This is a genomic window from Streptomyces sp. NPDC088730 (assembly GCF_044751215.1).
Taxonomy (GTDB): Bacteria; Actinomycetota; Actinomycetes; order Streptomycetales; family Streptomycetaceae; genus Streptomyces.
In genome coordinates this window covers 28,033-53,853 of the sequence record NZ_JBIVLK010000014.1, presented here as the reverse complement: position 1 = coordinate 53,853, position 25,821 = coordinate 28,033, and the positions used below count along the sequence as shown (strand labels likewise).

26 protein-coding genes are annotated in these 25,821 nt (G+C 71.5%); 18 read left to right on the top strand and 8 right to left on the bottom strand.

Going from position 1 to position 25,821, the window contains the following annotated elements:
• The first annotated feature begins 191 nt into the window (after positions 1–191).
• From ACIP89_RS30665 to ACIP89_RS30620, 10 genes are all read left to right on the top strand, one after another.
• Positions 192–2,258 (top strand): SpoIIE family protein phosphatase, encoded by a 2,067-nt coding sequence (locus ACIP89_RS30665; protein WP_402117732.1) that lies wholly within the window; start codon positions 192–194, stop codon positions 2,256–2,258.
• Between the two features lie 177 nt (positions 2,259–2,435).
• Positions 2,436–3,815 carry a wax ester/triacylglycerol synthase family O-acyltransferase gene (locus ACIP89_RS30660; protein ID WP_402117730.1) on the top strand — a complete coding sequence of 460 codons (1,380 nt, stop codon included), beginning with the start codon at positions 2,436–2,438 and terminating at the stop codon, positions 3,813–3,815.
• Positions 3,816–3,993: 178 nt separating this feature from the next.
• The gene (locus ACIP89_RS30655) at positions 3,994–4,977 is read left to right on the top strand and encodes an aldo/keto reductase (protein ID WP_402117728.1); all 984 of its coding nucleotides are present in this window, start codon (positions 3,994–3,996) and stop codon (positions 4,975–4,977) included.
• A 1-nt stretch (position 4,978) separates the two neighbouring features.
• Positions 4,979–5,290 (top strand): L-rhamnose mutarotase, encoded by a 312-nt coding sequence (locus tag ACIP89_RS30650; RefSeq protein WP_402117727.1) that lies wholly within the window; start codon positions 4,979–4,981, stop codon positions 5,288–5,290.
• A gap of 1 nt (position 5,291) precedes the next feature.
• Positions 5,292–6,149, top strand: a complete 858-nt coding sequence (locus ACIP89_RS30645; protein ID WP_401930981.1) for an amidohydrolase family protein — start codon at positions 5,292–5,294, stop codon at positions 6,147–6,149.
• A gap of 33 nt (positions 6,150–6,182) precedes the next feature.
• Positions 6,183–7,043, top strand: coding sequence for an Fpg/Nei family DNA glycosylase (locus ACIP89_RS30640; protein ID WP_401924842.1), 861 nt, complete (start codon positions 6,183–6,185; stop codon positions 7,041–7,043).
• A gap of 60 nt (positions 7,044–7,103) precedes the next feature.
• Complete coding sequence (locus ACIP89_RS30635; RefSeq protein WP_401924839.1) at positions 7,104–7,856, top strand: LytR/AlgR family response regulator transcription factor; 753 nt, start codon at positions 7,104–7,106, stop codon at positions 7,854–7,856.
• 65 nt (positions 7,857–7,921) lie between these two features.
• The gene (locus ACIP89_RS30630) at positions 7,922–8,284 is read left to right on the top strand and encodes a hypothetical protein (RefSeq protein WP_024491788.1); all 363 of its coding nucleotides are present in this window, start codon (positions 7,922–7,924) and stop codon (positions 8,282–8,284) included.
• Positions 8,281–9,762: a cation acetate symporter gene (locus ACIP89_RS30625; RefSeq protein WP_402117725.1), complete on the top strand. Its 1,482-nt coding sequence runs from the start codon at positions 8,281–8,283 to the stop codon at positions 9,760–9,762. Before ACIP89_RS30630 ends, ACIP89_RS30625 begins: the two co-directional genes overlap by 4 nt.
• The gene (locus ACIP89_RS30620) at positions 9,759–10,949 is read left to right on the top strand and encodes a sensor histidine kinase (protein ID WP_401924834.1); all 1,191 of its coding nucleotides are present in this window, start codon (positions 9,759–9,761) and stop codon (positions 10,947–10,949) included. The genes ACIP89_RS30625 and ACIP89_RS30620 overlap by 4 nt, the downstream gene beginning before the upstream one ends.
• Positions 10,950–10,987: 38 nt before the next feature.
• On the opposite strand, the gene ACIP89_RS30615 is transcribed toward ACIP89_RS30620, so the two are convergent.
• Positions 10,988–11,518 carry a hypothetical protein gene (locus ACIP89_RS30615; RefSeq protein WP_402117723.1) on the bottom strand — a complete coding sequence of 177 codons (531 nt, stop codon included), beginning with the start codon at positions 11,516–11,518 and terminating at the stop codon, positions 10,988–10,990.
• Positions 11,519–11,642: 124 nt separating this feature from the next.
• On the opposite strand from ACIP89_RS30615, the gene ACIP89_RS30610 reads away from it, so the two are divergent.
• The gene (locus tag ACIP89_RS30610; RefSeq protein WP_401924830.1) at positions 11,643–11,840 is read left to right on the top strand and encodes a zf-HC2 domain-containing protein; all 198 of its coding nucleotides are present in this window, start codon (positions 11,643–11,645) and stop codon (positions 11,838–11,840) included.
• Here the strand turns inward: ACIP89_RS30610 and ACIP89_RS30605 are convergent.
• Both ACIP89_RS30605 and ACIP89_RS30600 read right to left on the bottom strand, forming a co-directional pair.
• Positions 11,774–12,343, bottom strand: coding sequence for a sigma-70 family RNA polymerase sigma factor (locus tag ACIP89_RS30605; RefSeq protein ID WP_401924827.1), 570 nt, complete (start codon positions 12,341–12,343; stop codon positions 11,774–11,776). The two genes, ACIP89_RS30610 and ACIP89_RS30605, sit on opposite strands and share 67 nt — an antisense overlap.
• Positions 12,344–12,517: 174 nt before the next feature.
• Entirely contained in the window at positions 12,518–12,979 is a 462-nt protein-coding gene (locus tag ACIP89_RS30600; RefSeq protein WP_401924825.1) for a universal stress protein, read from the bottom strand.
• A 165-nt stretch (positions 12,980–13,144) separates the two neighbouring features.
• On the opposite strand from ACIP89_RS30600, the gene ACIP89_RS30595 reads away from it, so the two are divergent.
• Positions 13,145–13,987 carry a polysaccharide deacetylase family protein gene (locus ACIP89_RS30595; protein WP_401930992.1) on the top strand — a complete coding sequence of 281 codons (843 nt, stop codon included), beginning with the start codon at positions 13,145–13,147 and terminating at the stop codon, positions 13,985–13,987.
• 50 nt (positions 13,988–14,037) lie between these two features.
• On the opposite strand, the gene ACIP89_RS30590 is transcribed toward ACIP89_RS30595, so the two are convergent.
• Complete coding sequence (locus ACIP89_RS30590) at positions 14,038–14,697, bottom strand: class F sortase (RefSeq protein ID WP_401924820.1); 660 nt, start codon at positions 14,695–14,697, stop codon at positions 14,038–14,040.
• Positions 14,698–15,011: 314 nt separating this feature from the next.
• Here ACIP89_RS30590 and ACIP89_RS30585 point away from each other — a divergent pair, with 314 nt between their 5' ends.
• Positions 15,012–15,680, top strand: coding sequence for a hypothetical protein (locus ACIP89_RS30585; RefSeq protein WP_401924818.1), 669 nt, complete (start codon positions 15,012–15,014; stop codon positions 15,678–15,680).
• 92 nt (positions 15,681–15,772) lie between these two features.
• Here ACIP89_RS30585 and ACIP89_RS30580 read toward each other — a convergent pair whose 3' ends face one another.
• The 3 genes from ACIP89_RS30580 to ACIP89_RS30570 form a co-directional block, all read right to left on the bottom strand.
• Complete coding sequence (locus ACIP89_RS30580) at positions 15,773–16,327, bottom strand: hypothetical protein (RefSeq protein WP_401924815.1); 555 nt, start codon at positions 16,325–16,327, stop codon at positions 15,773–15,775.
• Positions 16,328–16,488: 161 nt separating this feature from the next.
• Positions 16,489–17,256, bottom strand: a complete 768-nt coding sequence (locus ACIP89_RS30575) for a hypothetical protein (protein WP_389210235.1) — start codon at positions 17,254–17,256, stop codon at positions 16,489–16,491.
• A 112-nt stretch (positions 17,257–17,368) separates the two neighbouring features.
• On the bottom strand, positions 17,369–17,659 hold the full coding sequence (locus ACIP89_RS30570; RefSeq protein ID WP_402117828.1) for a hypothetical protein: 291 nt from the start codon (positions 17,657–17,659) through the stop codon (positions 17,369–17,371).
• Between the two features lie 703 nt (positions 17,660–18,362).
• Between ACIP89_RS30570 and ACIP89_RS30565 the strand changes: the two genes are divergently transcribed.
• Entirely contained in the window at positions 18,363–19,181 is an 819-nt protein-coding gene (locus ACIP89_RS30565) for an SAM-dependent methyltransferase (protein ID WP_402117722.1), read from the top strand.
• Positions 19,178–21,352 carry a putative bifunctional diguanylate cyclase/phosphodiesterase gene (locus ACIP89_RS30560; RefSeq protein ID WP_401924808.1) on the top strand — a complete coding sequence of 725 codons (2,175 nt, stop codon included), beginning with the start codon at positions 19,178–19,180 and terminating at the stop codon, positions 21,350–21,352. The genes ACIP89_RS30565 and ACIP89_RS30560 overlap by 4 nt, the downstream gene beginning before the upstream one ends.
• Positions 21,353–21,381: 29 nt before the next feature.
• On the opposite strand, the gene ACIP89_RS30555 is transcribed toward ACIP89_RS30560, so the two are convergent.
• Positions 21,382–22,290: a LysR family transcriptional regulator gene (locus ACIP89_RS30555; RefSeq protein WP_401924805.1), complete on the bottom strand. Its 909-nt coding sequence runs from the start codon at positions 22,288–22,290 to the stop codon at positions 21,382–21,384.
• A gap of 95 nt (positions 22,291–22,385) precedes the next feature.
• On the opposite strand from ACIP89_RS30555, the gene ACIP89_RS30550 reads away from it, so the two are divergent.
• Genes ACIP89_RS30550 through ACIP89_RS30540 form a run of 3 tightly spaced genes read left to right on the top strand, consistent with a single transcriptional unit; the run spans position 22,386 to position 25,787 of the window.
• On the top strand, positions 22,386–23,093 hold the full coding sequence (locus ACIP89_RS30550) for a succinate dehydrogenase (protein WP_401931004.1): 708 nt from the start codon (positions 22,386–22,388) through the stop codon (positions 23,091–23,093).
• A gap of 1 nt (position 23,094) precedes the next feature.
• Positions 23,095–25,044, top strand: coding sequence for a fumarate reductase/succinate dehydrogenase flavoprotein subunit (locus ACIP89_RS30545; protein ID WP_402117720.1), 1,950 nt, complete (start codon positions 23,095–23,097; stop codon positions 25,042–25,044).
• Positions 25,041–25,787 (top strand): succinate dehydrogenase/fumarate reductase iron-sulfur subunit, encoded by a 747-nt coding sequence (locus ACIP89_RS30540; RefSeq protein WP_401931009.1) that lies wholly within the window; start codon positions 25,041–25,043, stop codon positions 25,785–25,787. The genes ACIP89_RS30545 and ACIP89_RS30540 overlap by 4 nt, the downstream gene beginning before the upstream one ends.
• The last annotated feature ends 34 nt before the right edge of the window (positions 25,788–25,821 follow it).

Here is a 25,821-nt window from a genome sequence, read left to right as displayed (position 1 = left end):
CCGCTGCCCGCGTCCGGTTTCGGGGCGGGTCGGCGTTCTGCGGGGGTATCCGGTACTCCGGAACGGGCCTCCGCGCGCCGATTCCCTGGAATACGGGCCTGCGGGCAGGCCCGGGGAATGTGTCCCATCGCACGTTCAACTGGTGGACAGCTCACTCGAAGAATCGGACAAATGATGGCAGAGTGACCCACATGGATGATCGGGTAGCGGGTGCCCTGTCACTCCCGGACGACTGGCCCGCCCACCCGGACCTCAGTCTCGCCCTGAACCGTATGGGCAGCTTCGACTGGGACCTCGACAGCGGCCTCATGCACATGGACGAGCCCGCCCTGGACGTGTTCGACCTGCGGGCCGAGGAGTACGACGGCCGGCCGGAGTCGCTCGCCGTGCGGGTGCCCCCGGACGAGGGCGTACGGCTGGACGCGCTGGTCTCGCAGGCGCTCAAGAGCGGCCGGAGCAACTACGGGGCGTACTTCCGCAGTCTGCGCCGCGACGGGAGCCTGCGCTGGACCCACACCCAGGGCTTCGTCCAGCGCGACGCGACCGGGCGGCCCCGCCGGATCATCGGCATCGTCCGGGACGCCACCCAGGAGCTGGCCGACTCCACCGCCCGCCGTGACCTGGACCGGGAGCGCAGGCGCCGGACCAGCCTGGTGGAGGCCACCGCGGCCGCGCTGGCGCACGCCCGTACCGTCCGGGACGTCACCGACGTGCTCAAGAACTCCCAGGGGCTCGCGCACCTGGGCGCGACGAGCCTGGTCATCGGGTTGATAGAGGCTGGGCGCATCCACCTGGTGGCGGACGGGCCGGAGGGCTCCTTCGTGCCCGGCACCCGCTACACCCGGACGGACGAGCCGTACCCGATGAGCGAGGCCGTGCGCACGCTCACCCCGCGCTTCATCGAGTCCGCGGCGGACTTCGCGGCCTCGTACCCGATCCTGTGGCCCCACATCAGTCATCTCGGCATCACCTCCGCGGCCTATCTGCCACTGATCGCCCAGGCCCGCCCGATCGGCGCGCTCGGGCTGCTCTACAGCGACAAGGACGGCTTCACCGGCGACGAACGCAATCTGCTCGTCGCCCTCGGCAGCTCCATCGCCCAGAGCCTGCAGCGCGCCATGCTCTACGAGCAGGAGCACGACCTCGCCGAGGGGCTCCAGCAGGCCATGCTGCCGCGCCGGATTCCCGAGGTGCCCGGCGCGCAGACCGCCGTCCGCTACCGCTCGGCCCGCCTGGGCCGGGACATCGGCGGCGACTGGTACGACGTCATCCCGCTGCCCGGCGGCAGGGTGGGCGCCGTCATCGGTGACGTACAGGGGCACGACACCCACGCCGCCGCCGTCATGGGCCAGCTGCGCATCGTGCTGCGCGCCTACGCGGCCGAGGGCCACAGCCCGGCGACGGTGATGGCGCGGGCCTCCGTCTTCCTGCACGAGCTGGACACCGACCGTTTCGCGACCTGTACCTACGCCGAGGCCGACCTGACCACGGGCGTCGTCCAGCTGGTCCGGGCCGGACATGTGGACCCGCTGGTCCGGGAGGCCGACGGGACCTGCCGCAAGGTGTCCGTGGACGGGGGGCTGCCACTGGGGCTCTCCGCGATGTTCGGGCGGCTGGAGTACCCGGTCAGCACGGTCGAGCTGGATCCCGGCCAGACCATGGTGCTGTTCACCGACGGACTGGTGGAGCTGCCCGGAGCGGATCTCGACGAGGGCATGCGGCTGCTGGCCGACATGGTCAGGAACGGTCCGCAGGACCTCCAGGAACTGGCCGACCGGCTCTGCGAATGGGTGGACGAGCGCGGCGGAGAGGACGATGTCGCCGTGCTGCTGCTGCGGCGCCGGGCCGCCCACGCGCCGCAGCCCGGTGGCCGGCTCCAGCAGCACGTGGCGCAGAACGACCCCGAGGCGCTGAGCTCGGCGCGCCACATGATCCGTGCGGCGGTGCGGGCCTGGGGCGCGAAGGACCGCGCCGACGAGGTGGAGCTGGCCGCCGACGAGCTGACCACCAACGCGCTGATGCACACCGACGGCGGCGCGATCGTCACCATCCGGGTGCTCACCGGGGCCGGACGACGGCTCCGGGTCGACGTCGAGGACCGGTCGAGTGCGCTGCCGCGCCGCCGGGACGCGGGTGAATCGGGGGTGTCGGGCCGGGGGCTGATGCTGGTGGACCAGCTCGCGGACGCCTGGGGCGTCGAGTCCCGGGGGACCGGCAAGTGCGTCTGGTGCGAATTCAGCATTCCGCCTCGTGACTGAGGTGCCGGACCGACGCAGCCGGTCGGCGGCCGTGAACGCTACTGCAAAGTAACAGAACGTAACATGTTTGTACTTGACCGTAACTGACCGAGAGAGATTGACTGTAATTTCTTGATTCCTTGATTTCTTGATTTCTTGATTTCCGTCAGTCTTTGTCTTCGATGACATGAGGACCCGTTGGGCACTGAGCTACTGGCACCTCTCGATCTGGCCTTCTGGCACCTTGAGTCCGATGCCCACCCCATGCACCTCGGCGCGCTCGCCGTCTTCTCCCCGGACTCGGGCCCCTCGCCCGGCCCGGACGCCCTGCTGGAGCTGCTCGGTGCCCGCGCCGCCGCGATCCCCCGGCTGCGGATGCGGGTGCGCGACGTACTGCTGCCGGTCGGCGGCGCGGCCTGGTCGGTGGACAAGGACTTCGACGTCCACCGGCACGTCAGGCGGGTGGAGCTGCCCGGGACGGAGGCCGGCGGCGAGGGCGCCTTCATGGCGGCGGCCACCCGGCTCGCCGGCGAACTGATGGAACAGCCGCTGCGCAGAGGGCTGCCGCCGTGGCAGATGTACGTGATCGGCGGCGCCGCTGACGGCCCGTTCGCCGTCCTGGTCAAGCTCCATCACGCGCTCGCCGACGGGATGCGGGCGGTCGCGATCGGGGCCGGGATCTTCGACGAGATCGCCTCCGCTCCGGGCCGCGGGCGGACCGGGGCGTCGGCCGGCCGGACCAGGCCGGTACCCCCGCGTTCCTGGATGCCCGGTCCGCGCCAGGTCGCCGGTCTCGCGCTCGGCCGGATCGAGGACCTCGGCCGCGCGTTCGGCGTCGGCGCCTCGCTGGTGCGGGCCAGCCGCCTCGACCTGCGCGGTGCGACGGCGCTCAGTGCCAGCTCCAGCGGCACCCGGCGGCTGGCCACCGCCGATCTCGGCCTCGACGCCGTGCAGCGCATCCGCCGGGCCGCGGGCGGCACGGCCAACGACGTGCTGCTCGCGGTCGTCGCCGGAGCGCTGCGCCGCTGGATGCTGGAGCGCGGCGAGCCGCTGCCCGGCGCCGATCCACGCGCCCTGGTCCCCGTCTCCCGGCGCCGCCCGGGAGCCGCCGCCACCGGGAACCGGCTGTCCGCGTACCTGCTCGGCCTCCCCGTCTCGGAACCCGACCCCTGGGAACGGCTGCGGGCGGTACGCGGCGCCATGGACCGCAACAAGACCGCGGGGCCGCTGCGCGGGGCCGGCGCGGTCGCCGTGCTCGCCGATCAGCTTCCTTCGCTGGCCCACCGCTTCGGCGCCCCGCTCGCCGGCGGCGCGGCCAGGATGCTCTTCGACGTCCTGGTCACCAGCGTGCCGCTGCCGCGCTCCGCGCTCTCCCTCGCCGGCTGCCCGTTGCGCGCGCTGTACCCGATGGCGCCGCTGGCCCGGGGGCAGTCGCTGGCCGTGGCGCTCACGACGTACGGCGGCCGGGTGCAGGTCGGACTGGTGGCCGACGGCAGGGCGCTGCCCGATCTGGAGCGGCTGGGGCGCTGCGCGGAGGAAGAGGTGGCAGAGCTGCTCGCGGCGCTGCCCGTCCGCTGACCTGCCGGGGCGGTGTGGAGAAGGGGGCTCGAATGCCTGACTCGGGGCGACACCATAGATCGGACAGATTCCCGGGAAATCGCCGTACTTGATCGCCTCCGAGGTGTTGACGGGGTCGAGTGATCCGATGAATATGTGCTGAGTGGGCAGAGCGATCATCGGGGAGGGCGGCACAGCAATGCGGCGCAACAGGCTGGGAAACAGCGCGGTCGAGGTCACCGAGCTGTCCTTCGGGGCGGCCGCCATCGGTAATCTCTTCACCGCCGTCGAACCGGCGCTGGCCGCGGCCGCCGTCGAGACCGCCTGGGACGAGGGCGTCCGCTACTTCGACACCGCCCCGCACTACGGACTGGGCCTCTCGGAACGCCGGCTCGGTGAGGCGCTCCGCGACCGCCCCCGCGACTCGTACGTGCTGTCCACGAAGGTCGGCCGGGTGCTCGACCCGGTGCCCGGCGGCGGGCCCTCCCCGTCGGAAGAGCTCTCCGAGGGCTTCGCCGTGCCGGCCACCCACCGCCGCCGCTGGGACTTCAGCGCCGCCGGTGTCCGCCGCAGCATCGAGGACAGCCTGGAACGGCTCGGCCTCGACCGCGTCGACATCGCCTACCTGCACGACCCGGACGACCACGCGGAAGCCGCCTTCCAGGAGGCCTATCCGGAGCTGGAGAAGCTGCGCGCAGAGGGCGTGATCGGCGCCATCGGGGCCGGCATGAACCAGACCGCGATGCTCACCCGCTTCGTCCGCGACACCGACGCCGACGTGGTCCTCTGCGCCGGCCGCTTCACCCTCCTCGACCAGTCCGCCCTGAGCACGCTGCTGCCGGAGGCCGCCGCCCGCGGCCGCAGCGTCGTCGTCGGCGGGGTCTTCAACTCCGGCCTCCTCGCCGACCCGCGACCCGGCGCGACGTACGACTACGCCGCCGCGCCCCTGGACCTCCTGGACCGGGCCCTGCGCCTGAAGGCCGTCACCGAGGGCCACGGCGTACCGCTGCGCGCCGCCGCCCTGCACTACCCGCTCACCCACCCCGCCGTCGCCGGTGTCCTCGTCGGCACCCGCTCCCCGGACGAGGTGCGCGACGCGGCCGCCCTGCTGCGCGAGCCGGTCCCCGGCGGGCTCTGGGACGAGCTGCGCGAAGAGGGACTGCTGCCCGAGAACGGAATCTGACATGCGCATCGCCCTGCACACCAAGGTCCGCGCGGACCGCATAGCCCAGTACGAGGCCGCGCACCGCGAGGTCCCGGCCGAACTGACCCGGGCGATCCGCGCGGCGGGCGCCACCTCCTGGACGATCTGGCGCAGCGGCACCGACCTGTTCCACGTCATCGAGTGCGAGGACTACGCCCGACTCCTCGCCGAACTGGAAGAGCTCCCCGTCAACGTCGCCTGGCAGGCCAGGATGGACGAGCTCCTCGACGTCACGCACGACTACTCCTCGGACGGCGCCGAAGCCGGACTCCCCGTCGCCTGGGAGCTGTGAGATGACCCCCACCCCACGGATCGTCGACGCCCACCACCACATCTGGGACCTCTCGGTACGCGACCAGGAGTGGATCACCGGCGAGGAACTCGCGCCCCTGCGCCGCGACTTCTCCCTCACCGACCTGGAACCGGAGGCCCGCGCCAACGGCGTGACCGCGACCGTGCTCGTGCAGACCGTCACCGTCCCGGAGGAGACCCCCGAGTTCCTCGCACTCGCGGACGGCAGCGATCTGGTCGCCGGGGTGGTGGGCTGGAGCGACCTCACCGCGCCGGACATCACCGACACCCTCGCCGCCCTGCGCGAGCTGCCCGGCGGCGACCGGCTCGTCTCGCTGCGCCACCAGGTCCAGAGCGAACCCGACCCCGAATGGCTGCTGCGCCCCGACGTCCTGCGCGGCCTGACGGCGGTGGCCGGCGCCGGACTCGTCTACGACCTGGTGGTCCAGCCGCACCAACTGCCCGCCGCAGTCCGGGCCGCCGGACTGCTGCCCGGCCTCACCTTCGTCCTCGACCACGCGGGCAAACCGCCCATCGCCACCGGCGGCCTGCGCCCCTGGGCGGACGACCTGAGGGCCCTCGCCGCCCTCCCCAACACCGTGTGCAAACTCTCCGGCCTGGTCACAGAGGCCGACCCGCACAACTGGACCGTCGAGGACCTGCGCCCCTACGCGGACACCGTCGTCGACGCCTTCGGGCCGACCCGGCTGATGTTCGGCTCGGACTGGCCGGTGTGCCGGCTCGCGGCCACGTACACCGAGGTCGTCGAGGCCGCCCACACCCTGGTCAGCGGCCTCGGCCCCGGCGAGCGGGCCGCCGTCCTCGCCACCACCGCCGAGCGGGTCTACGGCCTCCGGTAGGCACCCCGGCGCCGCCTGCGGCAGGCTGGGACCATGCCAGAACTGCCGGAAGTCGAAGCCCTGCGGGCCTTCCTCGACGAGCACCTCGTCGGCAAGGAGATCGACCGCGTACTCCCGCTCGCCATCAGCGTCCTGAAGACGTACGACCCGCCGCTCACCGCCCTGCACGGCGGCACGGTCACCGGCGTCCGGCGGCACGGCAAATTCCTGGACATCGCGGTGGGCCCCCTGCACCTGCTCACCCACCTCGCACGGGCCGGCTGGCTCCAGTGGAAGGACGGCTTCCCCGCTACCCCGCCGCGCCCCGGCAAGGGGCCACTGGCGCTGCGCACCGTCCTCACCGGCGGCGACGGCTTCGACCTCACCGAGGCTGGCACCACCAAGCGCCTCGCCGTCCACCTCGTCCACGACCCGGCCGAAGTGCCCGGCGTGGCCCGCCTCGGACCCGACCCGCTCGACCCGTCCTTCGACCGGGACACGTTCGCCGCGCTGCTCGAAGGGGAACGCCGGCAGATCAAGGGCGCGCTGCGCGACCAGTCACTCATCGCCGGCATCGGCAACGCCTACAGCGACGAGATCCTGCACGTCGCGAAGATGTCACCCTTCAAACTCACCGCGCACCTCACCGACGACGAGATCACCCGGCTGCACACGGCCCTGCGCACCACCCTCGACGACGCGGTCGCCCGCTCCAGCGGCCTCGCGGCGAAGAAGCTCAAGGCCGAGAAGCGCAGCGGGATGCGGGTCCACGGACGTACCGGAGAGGCCTGCCCGGTCTGCGGCGACACCATCCGGGAGGTCTCCTTCAGCGACTCCTCGCTCCAGTACTGCCCGACCTGCCAGACCGGCGGGAAACCGCTCGCCGACCGCAGACTCTCCAGACTGCTCAAGTAGCGCCCGGCCGACGGGCTCCGGTGCCTCCCAGGCCACCCGGCCGGTCTACACTCCGGCCTCATGCTGCGCGTACTCGCCGTCGACGACGAAGAACCCGCCCTGGAGGAGCTCCTGTACCTCCTGCGCGCCGACCCCCGCATCCGCAGCGCCGAAGGAGCCACCGGAGCCACCGAGGCGCTGCGCCGCATCGGCGGCGCCGTCGACGCGGGACCCGATGACCCCGCCGCCATCGACGTGGTCTTCCTCGACATCCACATGGCCGGGCTGACCGGTCTCGACGTCGCCCAGCTGCTGGCCGGATTCGCCGCGCCCCCGCTCATCGTCTTCGTCACCGCCCATGAGGACTTCGCCGTACAGGCCTTCGACCTCAAGGCCGTCGACTACGTCCTGAAACCGGTACGCCGCGAGCGCCTGGCCGAAGCGGTGCGCCGCGTCGCCGAACAGGTCGGGGAGCGCTCCGCGCCCGTCCACGACACCGCGCAGGACCAGATCCCGGTCGAACTGGGCGGCGTCATCCGCTTCGTCCCGATCGACGACATCGCGTACGCCGAGGCGCAGGGCGACTACGCGCGGCTGCACACCGCCACCGGAAGCCACCTGGTCCGGGTGCCTCTGACCACCCTGGAGGAACGCTGGCGGGCCCGCGGCTTCGTACGCATCCACCGCCGCCACCTCGTGGCCCTCGGCCGGATCGACGAACTGCGCCTCGACGCGGGCAGCATGAGCGTGCGCATCGGCACCGCCGAACTCGCCGTCAGCCGCCGCCACACCCGTGCCCTGCGCGATCTGCTGATGCGGCAGGGCGGCCGCTGACCAGCGGCTACCCGCGTTTCGAAGCCCTTCCCAGCGAGGCCGGGTGCTGCGTACACTCCGGCCCCATGTCCGCAGAGTCAACGCCCCGGCGTGAAGTGGTGACGGGGGAGCCCCGGCGGGTCCGGCCGCTGCCGCGCTACCGCACCCAGTCGGAGATCGACGAACAGACCGCGCTCGGCGGTGCCTACGTACGCTCGCTGATGCGCAGCCAACTGCGCGCCGGGCTCACCGCCTTCGCCGCGCTCGCCGTCGTCGCGGGCACCCTGCCGCTGGTCTTCGCGGCGCTGCGCAGCGACGCCGTCGTGTGGGCCGTGCTCGGCTTCGCCGCCTACCCGCCGCTCACCCTGATCGCCTGGTGGTACGTGCGCCGTGCCGAGCGCAACGAACACGACTTCGCCCGGCTCGTGGAAGGCCGCCCCGCACAGTGAGCCGCGCCTACGCGGTGACGGCGGTCGCCGCCGTCGTCTCCGCCACCGTCCTCGTCGGCGGATTCGGACTGCGCATCTCCCGCACCACGTCCGACTTCTACGTCGCCTCCCGCACCGTACGGCCCCGACTCAACGCGGCCGCGATCAGCGGCGAGTACCTCTCCGCCGCCTCCTTCCTCGGCATCGCCGGACTGGTGCTCGTGCACGGCCCCGACATGCTCTGGTACCCCGTCGGCTACACGGCCGGGTACCTCGTCCTGCTGGTCTTCGTCGCCGCGCCGCTGCGCCGCTCGGGGGCGTACACCCTGCCCGACTTCGCCGAGGGGCGGCTCGAATCCCGGCAGGTGCGCCGGCTCGTCAGCGTGCTCGTCGTCGGAGCCGGCTGGCTCTACCTGGTGCCGCAGCTCCAGGGCGCCGGGCTGACCCTGAAGATCCTCACCGGGGCGCCCGGCTGGCTCGGGGACGTCCTGGTCGCCTCCGTGGTCGTGCTGGCCGTCGCCGCGGGCGGCATGCGCTCCATCACCTTCGTCCAGGTCTTCCAGTACTGGCTGAAACTGACCGCGCTCCTGGTCCCCGCCCTCTTCCTGGTCCTGGCCTGGCAGGGCGACGGACGGCCCCGCGTCACCTTCGACGAACAGCTGTCCGTCTTCCGCGCCGACCACCCGCTGTACGCCACCTACGGGCTCATCGTCGCCACCTTCCTCGGCACCATGGGCCTGCCGCACGTCGTCGTCCGCTTCTACACCAGCCCCAACGGCCGCGACGCCCGCCGCACCACCGTCGCCGTCCTCGCCTTGATCGGCGTCTTCTACCTGCTGCCGCCCGTCTACGGAGCCCTCGGCCGGCTGTACGCCCCCGAGCTGATCCACGGCGGCGACGCGGACGCCGCCGTGCTCCTGCTGCCCGGCCGGGTCATCGGCGGCCTCGGCGGCGACCTGCTCGGCGCGCTCATCGCGGGCGGCGCCTTCGCCGCGTTCCTGTCCACCGCCTCCGGACTGACCATGGCCGTCGCCGGAGTCATCACCCAGGACGTCCTGCCCTCGCGCGGCGTACGGCACTTCCGGCTGGCCACCGTCCTCGCCATCTCCGTCCCGCTGGCCGGCTCCCTGCTGGTCAGCCGGGTGCCGGTCGCGGACTCCGTGGGGATGGCGTTCGCGGTGTCCGCGTCCTCCTTCTGCCCGCTGCTGGTCCTCGGGATCTGGTGGCGCCGCCTCACCCCGCCCGGCGCCGTCGCCGGACTCCTGCTCGGCGGCGGCTCCGCACTGCTTGCCGTCGCGATCACCGTCAGCGGCGCGGTGCGCCCGCCCGGCTGGCCGCACGCCCTGCTCGCCTGGCCCGCCGTCTGGTCCGTGCCCGTCGGCTTCCTCGCCATGATCCTCGTGTCGCTGGCCACGTCCGGCCGGATACCGGCCGGCACCAACGCCGCCATGACCCGCTTCCACCTGCCGGAAGCGCTCACCTCAGGGAGGCACCGGTGACCGGGGCCGGATACGCCGTCATCGTGCTCCTGGGCGCACTGCTGTTCGGGGCCGGCCTGCTGGCCGGACGCCGGACCGCCCGTCCCGTCCGCACCAGCGACGTCGGCACCCCCGTCGAACACGCCACCTTCGAGACCCTGCACACCGCCTCGCTGGCCGCGCCGCCGCTGCGCGCCGGACTCACCGAGGACAGCGCCCGCAAGTCCGCCCGCAGGCTGCGCTCCCTGCTCGGCACCGACGCCCTGTGCCTCACCGACCGCGAGCGGACCCTGGTCTGGGACGGCGAGGGCGGCCACCACGGCGAACACGTCATGGAACAGGTGGCGGAGCTGCTCGCCAGCGGCCGCGACACCGCCTTCCGCAGCGACTGCGACGATCTGGACTGCCCGCTGCGGTGGGCCGTCGCCGTGCCGCTCACCGTCGACCACCGGGTCCTGGGCGCCCTGATCGCCTACGCGCCGAGGGAGTCGGCGGTCCTGGCACGGGCGGCGGGGGAGGTCGCCCGCTGGGTCTGCGTACAGCTGGAACTCGCCGAGCTCGACCGCTCACGCACCCAGCTCATCGAGGCCGAGATCAGGGCCCTGCGCGCGCAGATCTCCCCGCACTTCATCTTCAACTCGCTCGCCGCCATCGCCTCCTTCGTCCGCACCGACCCCGAGCAGGCCCGTGAACTCCTGCTGGAGTTCGCCGACTTCACCCGCTACTCGTTCCGCAGCCACGGCGACTTCACCACCCTCGCGGACGAGCTGCACTCCATCGACCAGTACCTGGCCCTGGTCCGGGCCCGCTTCGGGGAACGGCTCGCGGTCACCCTCCAGGTCGCGCCGGAGGTGCTCCCCGTCGCCCTGCCGTTCCTCTGCCTCCAGCCCCTCGTCGAGAACGCCGTCAAACACGGACTCGAAGGAGCCGTCACCTCCAGCCGCATCACCATCAGCGCGCTGGACGCCGGTTCGGAGGCCGAGGTGGTCATCGAGGACGACGGCATCGGCATGGACCCCGAACGGCTGCGCCACATCCTGCGCGGCGAGGGCGGCAAGTCCACCGGGGTCGGCCTGCTCAACGTGGACGAACGGCTGCGCCAGGTGTACGGCGACGACTACGGGCTCGTCATCGAGACGGGCATCGGCGCCGGAATGCGGATCACGGTACGGCTGCCGAAGTACCGCGCCGGGGTGCACGGTTCCTGAGAGGCGCCCGGCAGGCTCTCCCCACGGACGGTAGGCCCTCAGTACAGATGGATCGAGAGGTGCCCCAGCGGGAGCCCCAGCTGCCAGGCCGGCGTCCACACCTGCGCCGCCGCCCCCTCCGCCGCCGCCCCCTCCGCCTCCGGGTCCTCCGGGCCGTCGGCCGGCGCCCCGGGCGGCGGGCCGATCGCGTCGAGGTCGGCCGCCAGCAGTTCGGTGTCCTCCAGCCACCGCCACGCCGCCCGTGCCAGCGCGAGATCCGGGTCGGGGCCGCCCCGCGCCGCCTCCAGCGCGTCGAGCCGCTCACAGACCCAGCCGCGCCACGGGGCCCCGTACGCCGTCAGCAGCCGCAGCTCGTCCACCCGGGCGGCGGGCAGCGCCTCGGCCACCGCGCCGTCGGAGAGGAAGACCGTGAGGGCGAGCGCGTCACGCCCCGCCCGGTACTCCAGCGTGGCCGGTTCCATCAGCTCCCCGGTGCGCAGCAGCTCGTCGGCGATGTACTCCGCGTACATCCAGGCCATCGGGATCAGCAGTCCGCCGCCACTGGATCCGTCCTGACGTTCCGGACGCATCGCGTCTCGCCCCATTCCGTTCTCGGCACGCCCCCACACGCAGCATTGAACCGGGGGAGCGCGCCCCGCGTGGCCAGAAGGACAGGATCCGTCGGACCGTATACGTCACACACAAGAGGGTGCGATGACCGCAGAGCCCGGGAAGGGACCGCACATGAGGCAACTGCTCGGAGCCTATGTACTGGACGCGCTCCCGGCCCCGGAGGCGCTGGAGGTCTCCCGCCACCTGCGGAGCTGCGACCGCTGCGCCGCCGACTACGTGGCGGTGGCGGAGGCCGCGGCGCTGCTCCCGCTGCTCAGCGAGGAGGACCTCCTTGAGTAGCCCGGCAGATTGCGGGAGAGCAGCCGCAGCGCGTAGTACGAACGGGACTTCACGGTCCCGGCCGGAATCCCGAGCACCTCGGCCGTCTCGCCCACGCTCAGCCCCCGGAAGTAGATCTGGACCAGCACCGCCCGGTGCTCGGGGCTCAGGCCGCGCACCGCCTCGCGCACATCGAGCGCGGCGACCGCGGACTCGGCGGTGTCCCGGCCGCACGGGGCGCTCTCCAGCACCGCGTCGCCCACCTCCGCGGGCCGGGCCAGCCGCGACCTGCGGGCGTCGATCGCCAGCCGGCGGCCCACGGTGAACAGCCAGGGCCGCATCGACTCGTACGGGCCGTCGAAGGCCTCCGGGTGCTGCCAGGCCCGCACCAGGGTCTCCTGGAGCAGATCCTCGGCCCGCTGCCGGTCGCCGAAGGTGAGCCCGAGCAGGAAGTGGAACAGGGCCGGGCCGTGGTCACGCTGCAGATCCGCGAGGGCCCGCTCGTCGGTCGTCGTCGTGGTCATGGTGAACGTCCTTCCCCGCGGAGGTCCCTGCCGCCTCGCCGCTGATTCGCGTATACGAACGCATCCGCGCGCCTGGCAACAGGACAAACGCCGCCCCGTGCGACGAGCGGTCGCACGGGGCGGCGAATGGTGCGGTGAGCGGTCGGGCGGCGTCGGTGCGGGGCGGGCGGGGACTTACGGGACGACGGTGACGGGCCAGCGTCCCGCCTTCACCAGGCGGACGGCCACCGAGCCGATGAAACGGTGGCCCGCCGACTCCGACGCGCCCACCACCACGGCATCCGCCTTGAGTTCGTCCGCTGCCGTCACCAGGCCGTTGTACGGATCACCGCGGAAGGTGTGGAACTCCCAGCGCACATCCCATATGTCCTTCATCCGCTCGGTTGACTCCCGGATTTCGTTCACCAGACCCTCCGCGACCTCGCCGGTCGTATCACCGACCGGCACACCGAGCGCGGCACCCGCGGGCAGCACGGGCTGTACGTAGACGAGGGCGAGCATGGCCCGCTGCCGGCGGGCGAGCCCGGCGGCATAGGCCGCGGCACGCATGGACGACTCCGAACCGTCGAGGCCCGCGACGATCACTTTTGGGCCGTCTGTGCCACGTTCGAACTGGTGAGGCTGCTGGTCTGTCACGGCAGTGAGGCTATCCGCTGCCGTGACAGCGACCCGTCCGGGCTCCCGGCGACGGGGGTGCGCGGACGCCGGTTGCCACGGACGGGCTCCCCCCATTGGGTGCAAAACCCCGCGCGACCGGTGTCGTTGAGGTGGGTGGGATCCCGGACGTGCGAGCAGTTGGTCATGAAAAATGATCAGAGGATGCCGATGCGCAGGACGCTGCTGAGGCTGGCCGCCGGACTGGGCGCGGCCTCTCTCGTGCGCCTGGTCGCCGCGGACACCGCGGGCACCCCCTTCCGGCGCCCCGCGACACCGTCCGACGCCGCGGCGGGGCCGCCCGCGGCTCTCCGGACCAGGCCGCTGTCCTATCGTCTGAGCCCCATGACAGCGAACACACCGGCCCACTACCGGCCCGCGGCGCCGCCCGTCCGCACCCGGCCTTTCGAGAGGCTGCCCGACATCGGGCACGCCATGGTGCTGACCTTCGACGACGGGCCGGACCCGCTCTACACCCCGCACATCCTGGACACGCTGCGCAAGCACGACGTACGGGCCATGTTCTTCCTCTGCGGGGAGATGGCCAACGACAACCAGGACCTGGTGCGCAGGATCTCCGGCGACGGACACACGGTGGGCAACCACTCGTGGACGCATCCGCTGGTCACCAAGCTCTCCCGGGCGGGCATCACCGACGAACTGGGGCGTACCAGCGAGGTGATCGAGAAGATCACCGGAGCGCCGCCGCTCTGGTACCGGGCGCCCTACGGGGCCTGGAACCGCAATTCCTTCGAGATCGGCGCGGCGATGGGCATGGAACCGATGGCCTGGACGGTGGACACGCTGGACTGGACCGTTCCCGGTACCGACAGCATCGTCCAGCGGGTCAGGGAGGGGGCCGGACCCGGCGTCGTGGTGCTGTCGCACGACGCGGGCGGCAACCGTGCGCAGAGCGTGGCCGCGCTGGGGCGGTATCTGCCCGAGCTGCTGGACGAGGGCTACCGGCTCACCGTGCCGCGGCGCCGCTGAGCCGTGCGCCGGCCGGGGCCCGGGGACGGGACCGCCCCGGGCAGCGGCCGTCAGCGCGTCGCGACCAGCCGGGCGAAGACCACGACGTTGCCGTCGTAGCCGTTGGCCTTGGTGAATCCGCCGCCGCAGGTGATGACCCGCAGTTCCGCCTTGCCGGTGTCGCCGTACACCCGGGCGCCGGGGAAGTCGTTCTTCGCGAACACCTCGACCCCGTAGACCTCGAAGACGGCGACCCGGTCATCGCTGCGGGTGACCTCGACGCGGCTGCCCTTCTCCAGCGAACCCAGGCTGTAGAAGACCGCCGGGCCCGCCTCGTTGTCCACGTGGCCGACGACGACCGAGGTGCCCAGCTGCCCCGGCGCGATGCCGTTCTGGTACCAGCCCGCGAGGTTGGGGTCCTGCGGGGGAGGCGTCTCGATCCAGCCGTCCGGGTCCAGGTTCACATCGATGACCGGCGCGTCGACCTGGATCGAGGGGATGGAAACGCGGTCCACGGGGGCGTACGCCAGCGGCTTGACCGCCGGGCCCGACACGGGTGCCGCGGGCACGTGCTTCTGGTGGCCGACCGACGTGGCGGCGACCGGCTGGGGCGGTCCTGGCGAGAGGTCCGCGCCGTTCCGCATCAGCGCGAGACCGGTGAGCATCACCAGGGCGAGCGCGCCCCAGGGCGAGTGTCTGATCCGTTCGGGGTGCCAGTTGTCCCGGCCCATGGTTCTCCCTTCGTCGCGACGAGGGGAACGCTAGGCGCGGGGCGGCCGGGCGGCGATCAGGGAGGGGCGAACGGGTGGCGGCCGGGCGGGCGGTTGCGCATCGGAGTAGTGCGCGGATAAAAGTTCTGACGCCCTGTGACCTGCGAATCCGTCAGTCCGGCCGGTGTGCGCACGGTGTGTCGGATCACCGGGGTGGAGCAGCGCCGAAATGCGCTGGATCAAGGATCTGGTGAGGGTTCGTCATGGGAGGCGTTCTCGTCGATCCATCCCGGCGCACCGAGCTCCGGGGGCGCTTCCCGCTGGAGGTTCGAACGATGCGTGCTACACGCGCTCTCGTTGTCGCCGCGACCGCCGTCGCCGCCCTCGGGCTCGGCGCCCCGATGGCAGCAGCCGGTGGAGACGTCGGGAACGGCCAGAACAACGGGAACAGCCAGAACGACTGGAACGACCCGGGCAACTGGGACAACGGCAATGGCAACAACAACGGCAACAACAACGGCAACAACAACGGCAACGGCAACGGAAACGGGAACAACAACGGCAACGGCAACGGGAACAACAACGGGAACGGGAACGGCCGCAACAACGGCCCGAACAACGTGACCGTCGATCCCGAGCGCGTGCACCAGGGTGCGGCCATGCAGGTCAGCGCGGAGGGCTGCGGCCGGGGAGGCAGCGTCTCGTCCCACGCCTTCCGGACCACGCGGCTCTCCGCGGGCCGGGTCGGTCACGCCAGGGTCCGGATCTTCAACGACGCCACACCCGGCTCCTACAACCTGACGGTGCGCTGCGACGGCACCGACCGGACGGCCGGGCACCGGTTCACCGTGCTCAACAGCCGGGGCGCACAGGGCGGGCTCGGCGGCTCGATGGCCGCGAGCCCGGCGGACATGGGTGTGGGCGCGGGCCTGGTCGCCTCCGCGGCCCTCGGTGGAGGCATGTACATCATGCGCCGCCGGAGGAACGGCCATGGGGCGGTCTGACCTCGCGGACATACCTGCCGGACCGATAACCACGTCGCCCCGGGTCCTGTGAGAGGACCCGGGGCGACTTCCGTTCCCGCCGGCGGTGCCGGTCAGTGCGAGCGGTTCTCCCTGCGCCGCCGCGCCACGAAGACGGTGCTGGTCGCGGCCGCCACGGCCAGTGCGGTGCCGCCCACGATCATCGCGGTGTCCGGGCTGTCGATGCTGCCGCCGAGTCCACCCTGAACGCCGGCGGGCGAGGCCGTCGAAACCGTGGTGCTCGTGGAGCTGGTGGTGGGCTTGTTCGTGGCCGCGCTGATCGTGAGGTTCACCTTCGCCGTGGAGCTCGGCGATGTGTTGCAGGTGAACGTCACCTCGTACGCGGCGGCCGGTTTGGCATCCCAGTCGACCGTTGCCCTGGCGGTGCCGCCCCTGGGGATGGTGACGGTGTCGAACACCCCGGAGGACGCCGTGGCCGCCGTCGAGCACCCCTTGGCGGCCAGCGTCACCTGACCGCCCGGCGCGACCGCCGAAGGCGTGACGCTGTATCCGCTCCCGCTGTTGGACGGTCCGCCCGCAGTCGCGGCATACGCGGTCGCGGCCGGGCCGGTGAGGGCGAAGGCCGCCGCGCCGAGCAGGGCGACGGGAGCGACACGTATTGCGCGCATGGTGATTCCTCCGGGTCCCCGAGGAGCAGTTGCGGAACGGATTCCCGCAAAGCATCAGAAATGCGCCTCGATGCCGCCAACGCTAGAAGTGGCGCATTTCGCCCGCGATCGGAGTCGTCCAATGGGGCGCCGCTGTCCCCCGAGCGGCGCAGGGTCCGCTCCTAACCTCCTGAAGCCCGGGGGAACAGATCGAGGAACGGCGCGGCGGTCGCCGAGAGGCCCCGGCCGAAAGGCGAGTCGAAGTCCCAGATCAGGAAGAGCAGAAAGGCGATCAGGACACTGAACAGGCCGGCCAGCAGGAGCTCCCGGAAAGTGCGCCGGATCTGCAGGGTGAAGATCAGTCCCACGGTCACCAGTGCCCCGATGATCAGCCCGAACCAGACGACCCCGGGCATGGTGGCCCCGGCGCTCTGCCCGCGTGCGCTGCGGGCGTCGTCGGCCGCGGCGATCTGGTCGACGAGCGGCTGGTACGCCTGTCCCTCGTGGTCGGTCTTCGGCTTGTAGTCGGTGACGTCGGCGCGCACCCGGTCCAGGAGCTGCGAGCCGCGGTCGTCGAGCCTGCCGTGGTCGATCATGGTCTGCCACTCGTCGTGCACGACGAAGCTGACGTAGGCATCGACGTCGGTGCGGATCCGGGTGCGTACCTCGACCGGGTAGACGGACGAGCGCGCGTCGACCTCGTGGAGCGCCTGCGCCTCCTGGCGGACGTATTCCTGGGCCGCTCCGCGGCCCTCCCAGACGCCCGCGATGGCGAGGCCCAGGACGATCGCGTAGACCACGCCGATCATCATCGTCATGTACTCGATGACGTCAGGGGTTTCGGACGGGTCGTCGTCCTCGGGCAGCCGGCGGTTGTTGAGTACGGCGATGGTCAGTACCACGGCGGTGGCCGCGACCATGGCGAAGGTGAGAACAAGCCATTCCGACATGTGGGTCTCCGGAGGTCATCGGGAACGGGGCCGCAGCACGGCGACGGCGAACACCGCGGGGGCTGTGATCATCAAGGTGAGCGTGACCAGGGAGGTATGGCGCTCCGGGGCCTTACGGACCGGTCTGCGGTAGGCGGGCAGGGCCACCGGCCTGGGTGTGGGGCGCACGGACGGTGAGGGCGAGGGCGAGGGGGGCGGCGACGGAGGGGGAGGCGGTGGCGGAGGAGGCGGGGGTGCCGGCTCCGGCTGGGGCGGTGCCGGTGCTGGTGGTGGGGGTGGGGGCGGTGGAGGAGAGGGCGGCGGAGGGGACGGAGGGGGCGGTGGTGGTGCGGGGGGTGGGGGAGGCGGAGGGGGCCGGGGTGCGGGCGGTGGAGTGGGCTCGGGCTTCGGCCCCGCGTGACAACTGCCGTCACCACTGCTGGCGGTCGCCGAACTGCCCCCGTCGTCTCCGATCGAGGCGTACCCGCAGTTGCTCGCGACCGCGGGCACCGGGGCGGTCAGCAGCCAGATGAGTGCGACGGCCGCCGAGAGCCGGCCGATGAGTGATCCGTACACGACCGGGAGCATGTTCCGGGCCGCACGACGGCACGCCGCGTGGCCGCCGGATTCCCCTGATGGTGGGGACCTGAAGCACTGGGTGTTTGCGGCCGGGGAAAAATCTGCGGACGCATTCAACAAAGTGGGCCCATGCGGCCGCCCCCATGGTCATGCATCACGCGATTCCGCATCGCAACTGCCAGCGTCGGCAGGAGAGTTGGCAGGCGCATCCGGTGGGGCGCCTCGTGTGTGGCGGCCGCGCGCCCGCTCCGGCCACGGCGGGCCGGCCGGTGCCAACAGCCCCGCAGCCGGGGGAAGATGGTGTCCGGGGTCCCGCATTGCCGAGTCGGCCGATACGTCAAAGTAGTTCTATTGCGAACCTTTTTCAGGGGTTCAGTCGGCCGAATGTCACACGCAGCGACGGGACGGTTGCAGTTGCCACGGGTGTGACCAATAACGGACCGCTAATTTCCGTTTCCGCTCGCTCTCCTGGCGGGCGATCAGTAGCCTCTGGTCAACACTGACCATGAACATGGCCGGATCGCCGTGGCGACTTGTTGGAGAGATCGATGGAGCGTCCCGCCTGGGCACCGCGAGGCATTGACATTTCGGTGCCGAGCGTGTCCCGAATGTATGACTTCTATCTGGGCGGCTCGCACAATTTCGAGGTGGACCGGGAAGCGGCCCGCAAGGCCATGGAGTTCATGCCGGGACTTCCCAAGATCATGCAGGCGAACCGTGCCTTTATGCGCCGGGCAGTGCGCTACGCCCTCGATGAGGGGATCTCCCAGTTCCTGGACATCGGTTCCGGGATACCGACCTTCGGTAATGTCCATGAGGTCGCCCAGGGCATCTCCCCCGAGGCCCGGGTGGCGTACGTCGACCACGATCCGGTCGCGGTCGCACACAGCCAGGCCGTGCTTGAGGGCAATTCCGCGGCGGTGATCGCCACCGCCGATCTGCGCCGACCGCGCGAGATCCGGGACAACCCGGAGATCGCCGGACTCCTCGACTTCGACCGGCCGGTGGCGCTGCTGCTCGTCGCCGTACTCCACTTCATCGAGGACTCCGACGAACCGCACAAGGCGGTCGCGGAACTGCGTGACCTCCTGGCCCCCGGAAGCCTCCTCGTCGTCACCCACGCCTCGTACGAGGGCATCCCGCTGACGCGGGAGGAGGCCGGCGGCGCGGTCGGCGTGTACAAGGACATCCGCAACCCGCTGGTCATGCGCTCGTCCGAGGAGATCGGCCGGTTCTTCGACGGGTACGAGATGGTCGACCCCGGTCTGGTGCCGATGCCGAGCTGGCGCCCCGACACCCCGGTGGCGCAGGGCGGTGAAGACCCGTACGCCTTCTCGGGCTTCGCGGGAGTGGGACGCAAGGCGTGAGTATTCCCGCCCAGTCGTCCGGCGCACCGGACGCGGAGCCCGACGGCCCCGAGGACCGGCTCCGGCGATTCGCCACGATCTGGAGCCGGGCCATATTCCCGTCGACGGCCACCTCCCTGACCCGCCCGGAGTTCGAACACCATCTGCTCCCGCTGGCCCGCATACTCAGCGACACCCTGCACGCCCGCCCCTTCGACGCCGTATCGGCCGCCGGGGTGGGCGGCGCACTCGTCGCCGCGCACTGCACGGACCCGGACGCGCTCAGCTCCACGCTCGGTGTCGTCGACTCCTACCTCGTCCTGTACTGCGGGAACAACGGCCCCGTGGCACTGGCGACCGAGGACAGCCGGTCCCGCTGCGCCAGGATCCAGCACGCCGTCGCGGGCGGCTTCAGCCAGGCGCTGCGCGAGCGGACCCTCGCCGAGCAGGAGGCCATCGCCCGCTCGGCGCTCGCCGCGCGCTCCCAGGCCGAACAGGCGCTGCACGCGACCGAGGCGCGGTTCCGTGCCGTATTCAAGGACGCCGCCATCGGCATCGGGATCGCCGACCTCGACGGCAACGTGCTGGAGGTCAACGACACCCTCACCCGGATGTTCGGCGGGCTCGACCACCATGTGCGCAGCCACCGCGTCAACGAGTGGGTCCACCCCGAGGACTCCCCGAAGGTCTGGGCGTACTACAACGAGCTGGTGAGCGGCGAGCGCGACCACTACCGGGTCGAGAAGGCGTTCTACCGCAACGACGGAACGGTCCTGTGGACCAATCTGACGGTGTCCCTGCTGCGCGACGCGGAGGGCCGTCCTGAGTATCAGCTGGCGTTGATGGAGGACACCACGGAGCGCAGGCTGCTGAATCTGCGTCTCCGGTACGAGGCCACGCACGACGCGCTCACCGGCCTGCCGAACCGCACCCTTTTTTTCGAGCGCCTGGAGAAAGCGCTCTCGGCCGGTGACGGCAGCCGTTTCGGGCTCTGCTACCTGGACCTGGACGGCTTCAAGGCGATCAACGACAGCCTGGGCCACGCCTCGGGCGACCGGCTGCTCGTCGAGGTCGCGGACCGGCTGCAGAGCTGCGCGACCGCGCCGGGCGAGATGGTGGCGCGGCTCGGCGGCGACGAGTTCGTGGCGCTGACGACCGGTCCCGACACGGCATCCGAGGTCGACGAACTGGCCTGCCGCATCCTCGGGGTGCTCGGCACGCCGATCCGGCTGGACGGCCGTGAGCTCACCGTCCGGGGGTCCATCGGGGTCGTCGAGGGCCCGGCCGGCGAGCGCAGCGCCGCCGAGGTGCTGCGCAGCGCCGACATCACGATGTACCGGGCCAAGTCCGCGGGCGGCAACCGCTTCGAGCTGGCCGACGCGGAGGCGGACGCCCGTGCCATCACCCGGCACGGGCTGACCACGGCGCTGCCGGCCGCGCTGGAGCGCGGCGAGTTCTTCATCGAGTACCAGCCGCTGGTGCACCTCGGGGACGGTTCGGTGCACGGGGCGGAGGCACTGGTGCGCTGGTGCCACCCGCAGCACGGGGTGCTGGGGCCCGACCGGTTCATCGCGCTCGCCGAGCACACCGGGCTGATCGTGCCGCTCGGCCGCTGGGTGCTGGAGGAGTCGGTACGCCAGGCCAACTTCTGGCAGGAGCGGCACACCGACGGGGGCCCGCTGCGGATCAACGTCAACCTCTCGCCCGCCCAGCTGCACCATCCGCACCTGGTCGCGGAGACCGTCGACGTCCTGGAGCGGTCCGGGCTGGAGCCCGCGGCGCTGTGCCTGGAGGTCACCGAGTCGGCGCTCATCGGCGCCGACGACGATCTGCTGAAGCCGCTGCGCCAGCTGGCCGACATGGGCGTCGGCATAGCGCTCGACGACTTCGGCACGGGTTACTCGAACCTGGCGAACCTGCGGCGGCTGCCGGTGAGCGTGCTGAAGCTGGACCGTTCCTTCACCCAGGGGATGCAGCACCACCCGGCCGATCCGGTGGACCTGAAGATCGTCGAGGGCATCGTGTCGCTCGCGCACAGTCTCGACCTGGCGGTGACGGTGGAGGGCGTGGAGACCGGGGCCCAGGCGGAGCAGCTGCGGGAGCTGGGCTGCGACACGGCCCAGGGCTGGTACTACGCGCGGCCCGGCGCCCCGGACCGGATCCACTCGCTGCTGCTGGCCGACGCGGTGTGAGGCCGGCGGACGCACTGGCCCCGGGCGCGTCAGCCACCCGGGGGCGAGGCGTCCGCCCGGCTCGCCAGCAGCACCCGCTGGAACTCGCGCGCCGCCCGCGGCGGATCGACGTCACTGCGGTGCGCGAGCGCGATCGTGCGGCGGAGCCCCGGCTTCGCCAGTGGCGTCGTCCGCAGGCCGTGGCCCGTCCGGGCGGCCACCATGCTCGGGACCACCGCGATCCCGAGACCGGCCCGGACGATCCCGAGGACCGCGTCCATCTCGCCGCCCTCCACGGTGAACGACGGCTCGAAGCCCTCGGCCCGGCAGGCGGCCACGGTCAGCTCCCGCAGGTCGTAGCCGTGCCGGAACATCACCAGCGGCTCGCTCTGCAGATCCGCGATCCGCACCCGCCCGCCCCGGCCGGGCCGCGGCCCCGCCGCCGACGAGACCACCACCAGATCCTCCTGGAGCAGCTCGACCGTGGTCAGGGCCGGTGAGGCCGCGGGGAGCGGAAGCACCACGAGAGCGAGGTCGAGGGCGCCGCGCGCCAGCTCCCGTACCAGGTCGTGCGAACCGCCCTCCTCCAGCAGCAGCCGGACGCCCGGGTGCAGATCGTGGAAGGCGCGCAGCACGTCGGGCAGCAGCCCCGTGCAGACGCTGGGGGTCGCACCGAGCCGGACCCGGCCCCGGCGCAGCTGGACCAGCTCCTGTACCTCCTGCCTGGCGGTGTCCGCGTCGGCCAGGATGCGCCGGGCCAGCGGCAGCAGCGCCTCGCCCGCGTCGGTCAGCGCGATGTTCCCCCGGGCGCGGCTGAACAGCTCGGCCCCCAGCTCGCTCTCCAGCGCCCTGATCTGTTGCGAGAGCGAGGGCTGTGACACGTGGACGTCCTCGGCGGCGCGGGTGAAGTGCCGGGCTTCGGCCACGGCCACGAAGTACACGAGCTGCTGAAGCTGCATGCGCTCAACGTATCTCGCTCGATAGTCAGTGGCTATGGAGATCAGCTGCTCCATGTCTTGGACTGATCGGGCCCTTCGGCCCTAGCGTCGTGTCCATGGCATTGGCAACACGGACGGACCGACGGCCGTCCATGACGCGTTCGCTCTGGGACTCGTCCGTCGGCAAGAAGACGATCATGGCCGTGAGCGGCCTGATCATGCTCCTCTACTTGGTCGTCCACATGGTCGGCAACCTGAAGATCTTCTTCGGACCGGGCGAGTTCAACGGCTACGCGCACTGGCTGCGCGTGATGGGCGAGCCGTTCCTGCACCACGAGTGGGCGCTGTGGATCGTCCGGCTGGTGCTCGTCGCCGCCGTGGTGCTGCACGCCGTCTCCGCGTACCAGCTCAGCCGCCGCGACCTCAGGGCGCGGCCCAGCAAGTACGTACACCGCAAGCCGCGTGCCAGCTATGCCACCAACACCATGCGCTACGGCGGCGTCATCCTCGCGCTGTTCATCGTCTGGCACATCCTGGACCTGACGACCGGCACCGTGCACTCGGGCGGATTCCAGTCCGGACACCCGTACCAGAACGTCATCGACACCTTCTCCACCTGGTACGGCAACGTCATCTACATCGTCGCCATGATCGCCATGGGACTGCACGTCCAGCACGGGTTCTGGAGCGCGGCGCAGACCCTGGGAGCGGGCCGCGCGACCCGCGACCGCGTCCTGAAGACCCTCGCCAACGCGCTCGCGCTGGTGCTGACGGCGGGCTTCGTCTCCGTACCCGTCGCCGTCATGACCGGAGTGGTGAGCTGACATGAACGACTACACCGACTACGCGACCGGCGAGCCTCTCGCCGACACCCGCGCTCCCGGCGGGCCCGTCGCGGAACGCTGGGACACCCGCCGCTTCGAGGCGAAGCTGGTCAACCCGGCCAACCGCCGCAAGCACACCGTCATCGTCATCGGCACCGGTCTGGCCGGCGGCTCCGCCGGCGCCACCCTGGCCGAACAGGGCTACCACGTCGTCCAGTTCTGCTTCCAGGACTCGCCCCGCCGGGCCCACTCGGTGGCCGCCCAGGGCGGCATCAACGCCGCGAAGAACTACCGCAACGACGGCGACTCCGTCCACCGGCTCTTCTACGACACCGTCAAGGGCGGCGACTTCCGCGCCCGTGAGTCCAACGTGCACCGGCTCGCCCAGATCTCCGTCGAGATCATCGACCAGTGCGTGGCCCAGGGCGTCCCCTTCGCCCGCGAGTACGGCGGACTCCTCGACAACCGCTCCTTCGGCGGCGTCCAGGTCTCCCGCACCTTCTACGCCCGCGGCCAGACGGGGCAGCAGCTGCTGCTGGGCGCCTACCAGGCCCTGTCCCGGCAGATCGCCGCGGGCAACGTCGAACTGCACCCCCGCACCGAGATGCTCGACCTGATCGTCGTCGACGGCAAGGCCCGCGGCATCGTCGCCCGTGACCTGGTCACCGGGAAGATCGACACGTACTTCGCCGACGCGGTCGTGCTGGCCAGCGGCGGATACGGCAACGTCTTCTACCTGTCGACCAACGCCATGAACTCCAACGCCACCGCCATCTGGCGCGCCCACCGGCGCGGCGCGTACTTCGCCAACCCCTGCTTCACCCAGATCCACCCCACCTGCATCCCGCGCACCGGTGAGCACCAGTCCAAGCTGACGCTGATGAGTGAGTCGCTGCGCAACGACGGCCGCATCTGGGTCCCGAAGGCCAAGGGCGACACCCGCCCCGCGGGCGAGATCCCCGAGGACGAGCGCGACTACTACCTGGAGCGCGTCTACCCCGCCTTCGGGAACCTGGTGCCCCGCGACATCGCCTCCCGCGCGGCCAAGAACGTCTGCGACGAGGGCCGCGGGGTCGGCCCCGGCGGGCAGGGCGTCTACCTGGACTTCGCGGAGGCCGTCCAGCGGATGGGCCGGGCGAAGGTCGAGGAGAAGTACGGCAACCTCTTCGACATGTACGCGCAGATCACCGCGGAGAACCCGTACGAGACACCGATGCGCATCTACCCGGCCGTGCACTACACGATGGGCGGGCTCTGGGTCGACTACGACCTCCAGACCACGATCCCCGGGCTGTTCGCGATCGGGGAGGCGAACTTCTCCGACCACGGGGCCAACCGCCTCGGAGCCTCCGCGCTGATGCAGGGCCTCGCGGACGGCTACTTCGTCCTCCCGTCGACGATCAACGACTACCTGGCCCGCAACCCGCACCACGAGAAGGTCGACGCCTCGCATCCAGAGGTGGAGGAGGCGGTGGCCGAGACGGAGGACCGGATCAACCTGCTGCTGGCCGTCGACGGCGACCGCACCCCCGACTCCTTCCACCGGGAGATCGGTGAACTCATGTGGGAGTACTGCGGTATGGCCCGCACGGAGGAGGGGCTGCGCAAGGCGCTCGGCAAGCTGCCGCTGATCCGCGAGGAGTTCTGGCGGCAAATCAAGGTCCCCGGCACCGGCGACGAGTTCAACCAGTCGCTGGAGAAGGCCAACCGCATCGTCGACTACCTGGAGCTCGCGGAGCTGATGTGCCTCGACGCACTGCACCGCGCCGAGTCCTGCGGAGGGCACTTCCGCGAGGAGTCGCAGACCCCGGACGGCGAGGCCGCCCGGCGCGACGAGGAGTTCTCCTACGCCGCGGCCTGGGAGTTCACCGGCACCGGCGACGCTCCCGTCCTGCACAAGGAAGACCTGGTCTTCGAGTACGTCCACCCCACTCAGCGGAGCTACGCATGAAGCTCACCCTGCGCGTCTGGCGCCAGAAGAACGCCGACGCCCCCGGCGCCATGTCCACCTACCGGGTGGAGGGCATCTCCCAGGACATGTCGTTCCTGGAGATGCTCGACACCCTCAACGAGGAACTCATCCTCGAAGGGGACGACCCCGTCGCGTTCGACCACGACTGCCGCGAAGGGATCTGCGGCGCGTGCAGCCTGGTCATCAACGGGGACGCCCACGGCCCGGAGCGCACCACCACCTGCCAGCTCCACATGCGGTCCTTCGAGGACGGCGACACCATCGACATCGAGCCCTGGCGCGCCTCGGCCTTCCCGGTCGTCAAGGACCTGGTCGTGGACCGCTCCGCCTTCGACCGGATCATCCAGGCCGGCGGCTACATCTCCGCCCCGACCGGTACGGCACCGGACGCGCACGCCACGCCCGTGCCCAAGCCGGACGCCGACTCCGCCTTCGAGCACGCGGAGTGCATCGGCTGCGGTGCCTGCGTGGCGGCCTGCCCCAACGGCTCCGCGATGCTCTTCACCTCGGCGAAGGTCAACCACCTGAACGTGCTGCCGCAGGGCGCCCCGGAGCGCGAGACCCGGGTCCTCGACATGGTGGGGCAGATGGACAGCGAGGGCTTCGGCGGCTGCACCCTCACGGGGGAGTGCGCGACCGCCTGCCCGAAGGGCATCCCGCTGCCGTCGATCTCAGCGATGAACAAGGAATGGCTGCGGGCGACCCGCAAGGTCCACCGCTGACGCGCGGAGCCCCGGCTCCGGAGGCCGCCCGCCT

Excerpts from the sequence above, each read along its gene's own strand:
- ACIP89_RS30665 (WP_402117732.1), top strand. The coding sequence starts at position 192 with ATGGATGATCGGGTAGCGGGTGCCCTGTCACTCCCGGACGACTGGCCC.
- ACIP89_RS30655 (WP_402117728.1), top strand. The coding sequence starts at position 3,994 with ATGCGGCGCAACAGGCTGGGAAACAGCGCGGTCGAGGTCACCGAGCTG.
- ACIP89_RS30650 (WP_402117727.1), top strand. The coding sequence starts at position 4,979 with ATGCGCATCGCCCTGCACACCAAGGTCCGCGCGGACCGCATAGCCCAG.
- ACIP89_RS30645 (WP_401930981.1), top strand. The coding sequence starts at position 5,292 with ATGACCCCCACCCCACGGATCGTCGACGCCCACCACCACATCTGGGAC.
- ACIP89_RS30640 (WP_401924842.1), top strand. The coding sequence starts at position 6,183 with ATGCCAGAACTGCCGGAAGTCGAAGCCCTGCGGGCCTTCCTCGACGAG.
- ACIP89_RS30635 (WP_401924839.1), top strand. The coding sequence starts at position 7,104 with ATGCTGCGCGTACTCGCCGTCGACGACGAAGAACCCGCCCTGGAGGAG.
- ACIP89_RS30630 (WP_024491788.1), top strand. The coding sequence starts at position 7,922 with ATGTCCGCAGAGTCAACGCCCCGGCGTGAAGTGGTGACGGGGGAGCCC.
- ACIP89_RS30615 (WP_402117723.1), bottom strand. The coding sequence starts at position 11,518 with ATGCGTCCGGAACGTCAGGACGGATCCAGTGGCGGCGGACTGCTGATC.
- ACIP89_RS30610 (WP_401924830.1), top strand. The coding sequence starts at position 11,643 with ATGACCGCAGAGCCCGGGAAGGGACCGCACATGAGGCAACTGCTCGGA.
- ACIP89_RS30605 (WP_401924827.1), bottom strand. The coding sequence starts at position 12,343 with ATGACCACGACGACGACCGACGAGCGGGCCCTCGCGGATCTGCAGCGT.
- ACIP89_RS30595 (WP_401930992.1), top strand. The coding sequence starts at position 13,145 with ATGAAAAATGATCAGAGGATGCCGATGCGCAGGACGCTGCTGAGGCTG.
- ACIP89_RS30590 (WP_401924820.1), bottom strand. The coding sequence starts at position 14,697 with ATGGGCCGGGACAACTGGCACCCCGAACGGATCAGACACTCGCCCTGG.
- ACIP89_RS30585 (WP_401924818.1), top strand. The coding sequence starts at position 15,012 with ATGCGTGCTACACGCGCTCTCGTTGTCGCCGCGACCGCCGTCGCCGCC.
- ACIP89_RS30580 (WP_401924815.1), bottom strand. The coding sequence starts at position 16,327 with ATGCGCGCAATACGTGTCGCTCCCGTCGCCCTGCTCGGCGCGGCGGCC.
- ACIP89_RS30575 (WP_389210235.1), bottom strand. The coding sequence starts at position 17,256 with ATGTCGGAATGGCTTGTTCTCACCTTCGCCATGGTCGCGGCCACCGCC.
- ACIP89_RS30565 (WP_402117722.1), top strand. The coding sequence starts at position 18,363 with ATGGAGCGTCCCGCCTGGGCACCGCGAGGCATTGACATTTCGGTGCCG.
- ACIP89_RS30555 (WP_401924805.1), bottom strand. The coding sequence starts at position 22,290 with ATGCAGCTTCAGCAGCTCGTGTACTTCGTGGCCGTGGCCGAAGCCCGG.
- ACIP89_RS30550 (WP_401931004.1), top strand. The coding sequence starts at position 22,386 with ATGGCATTGGCAACACGGACGGACCGACGGCCGTCCATGACGCGTTCG.
- ACIP89_RS30545 (WP_402117720.1), top strand. The coding sequence starts at position 23,095 with ATGAACGACTACACCGACTACGCGACCGGCGAGCCTCTCGCCGACACC.
- ACIP89_RS30540 (WP_401931009.1), top strand. The coding sequence starts at position 25,041 with ATGAAGCTCACCCTGCGCGTCTGGCGCCAGAAGAACGCCGACGCCCCC.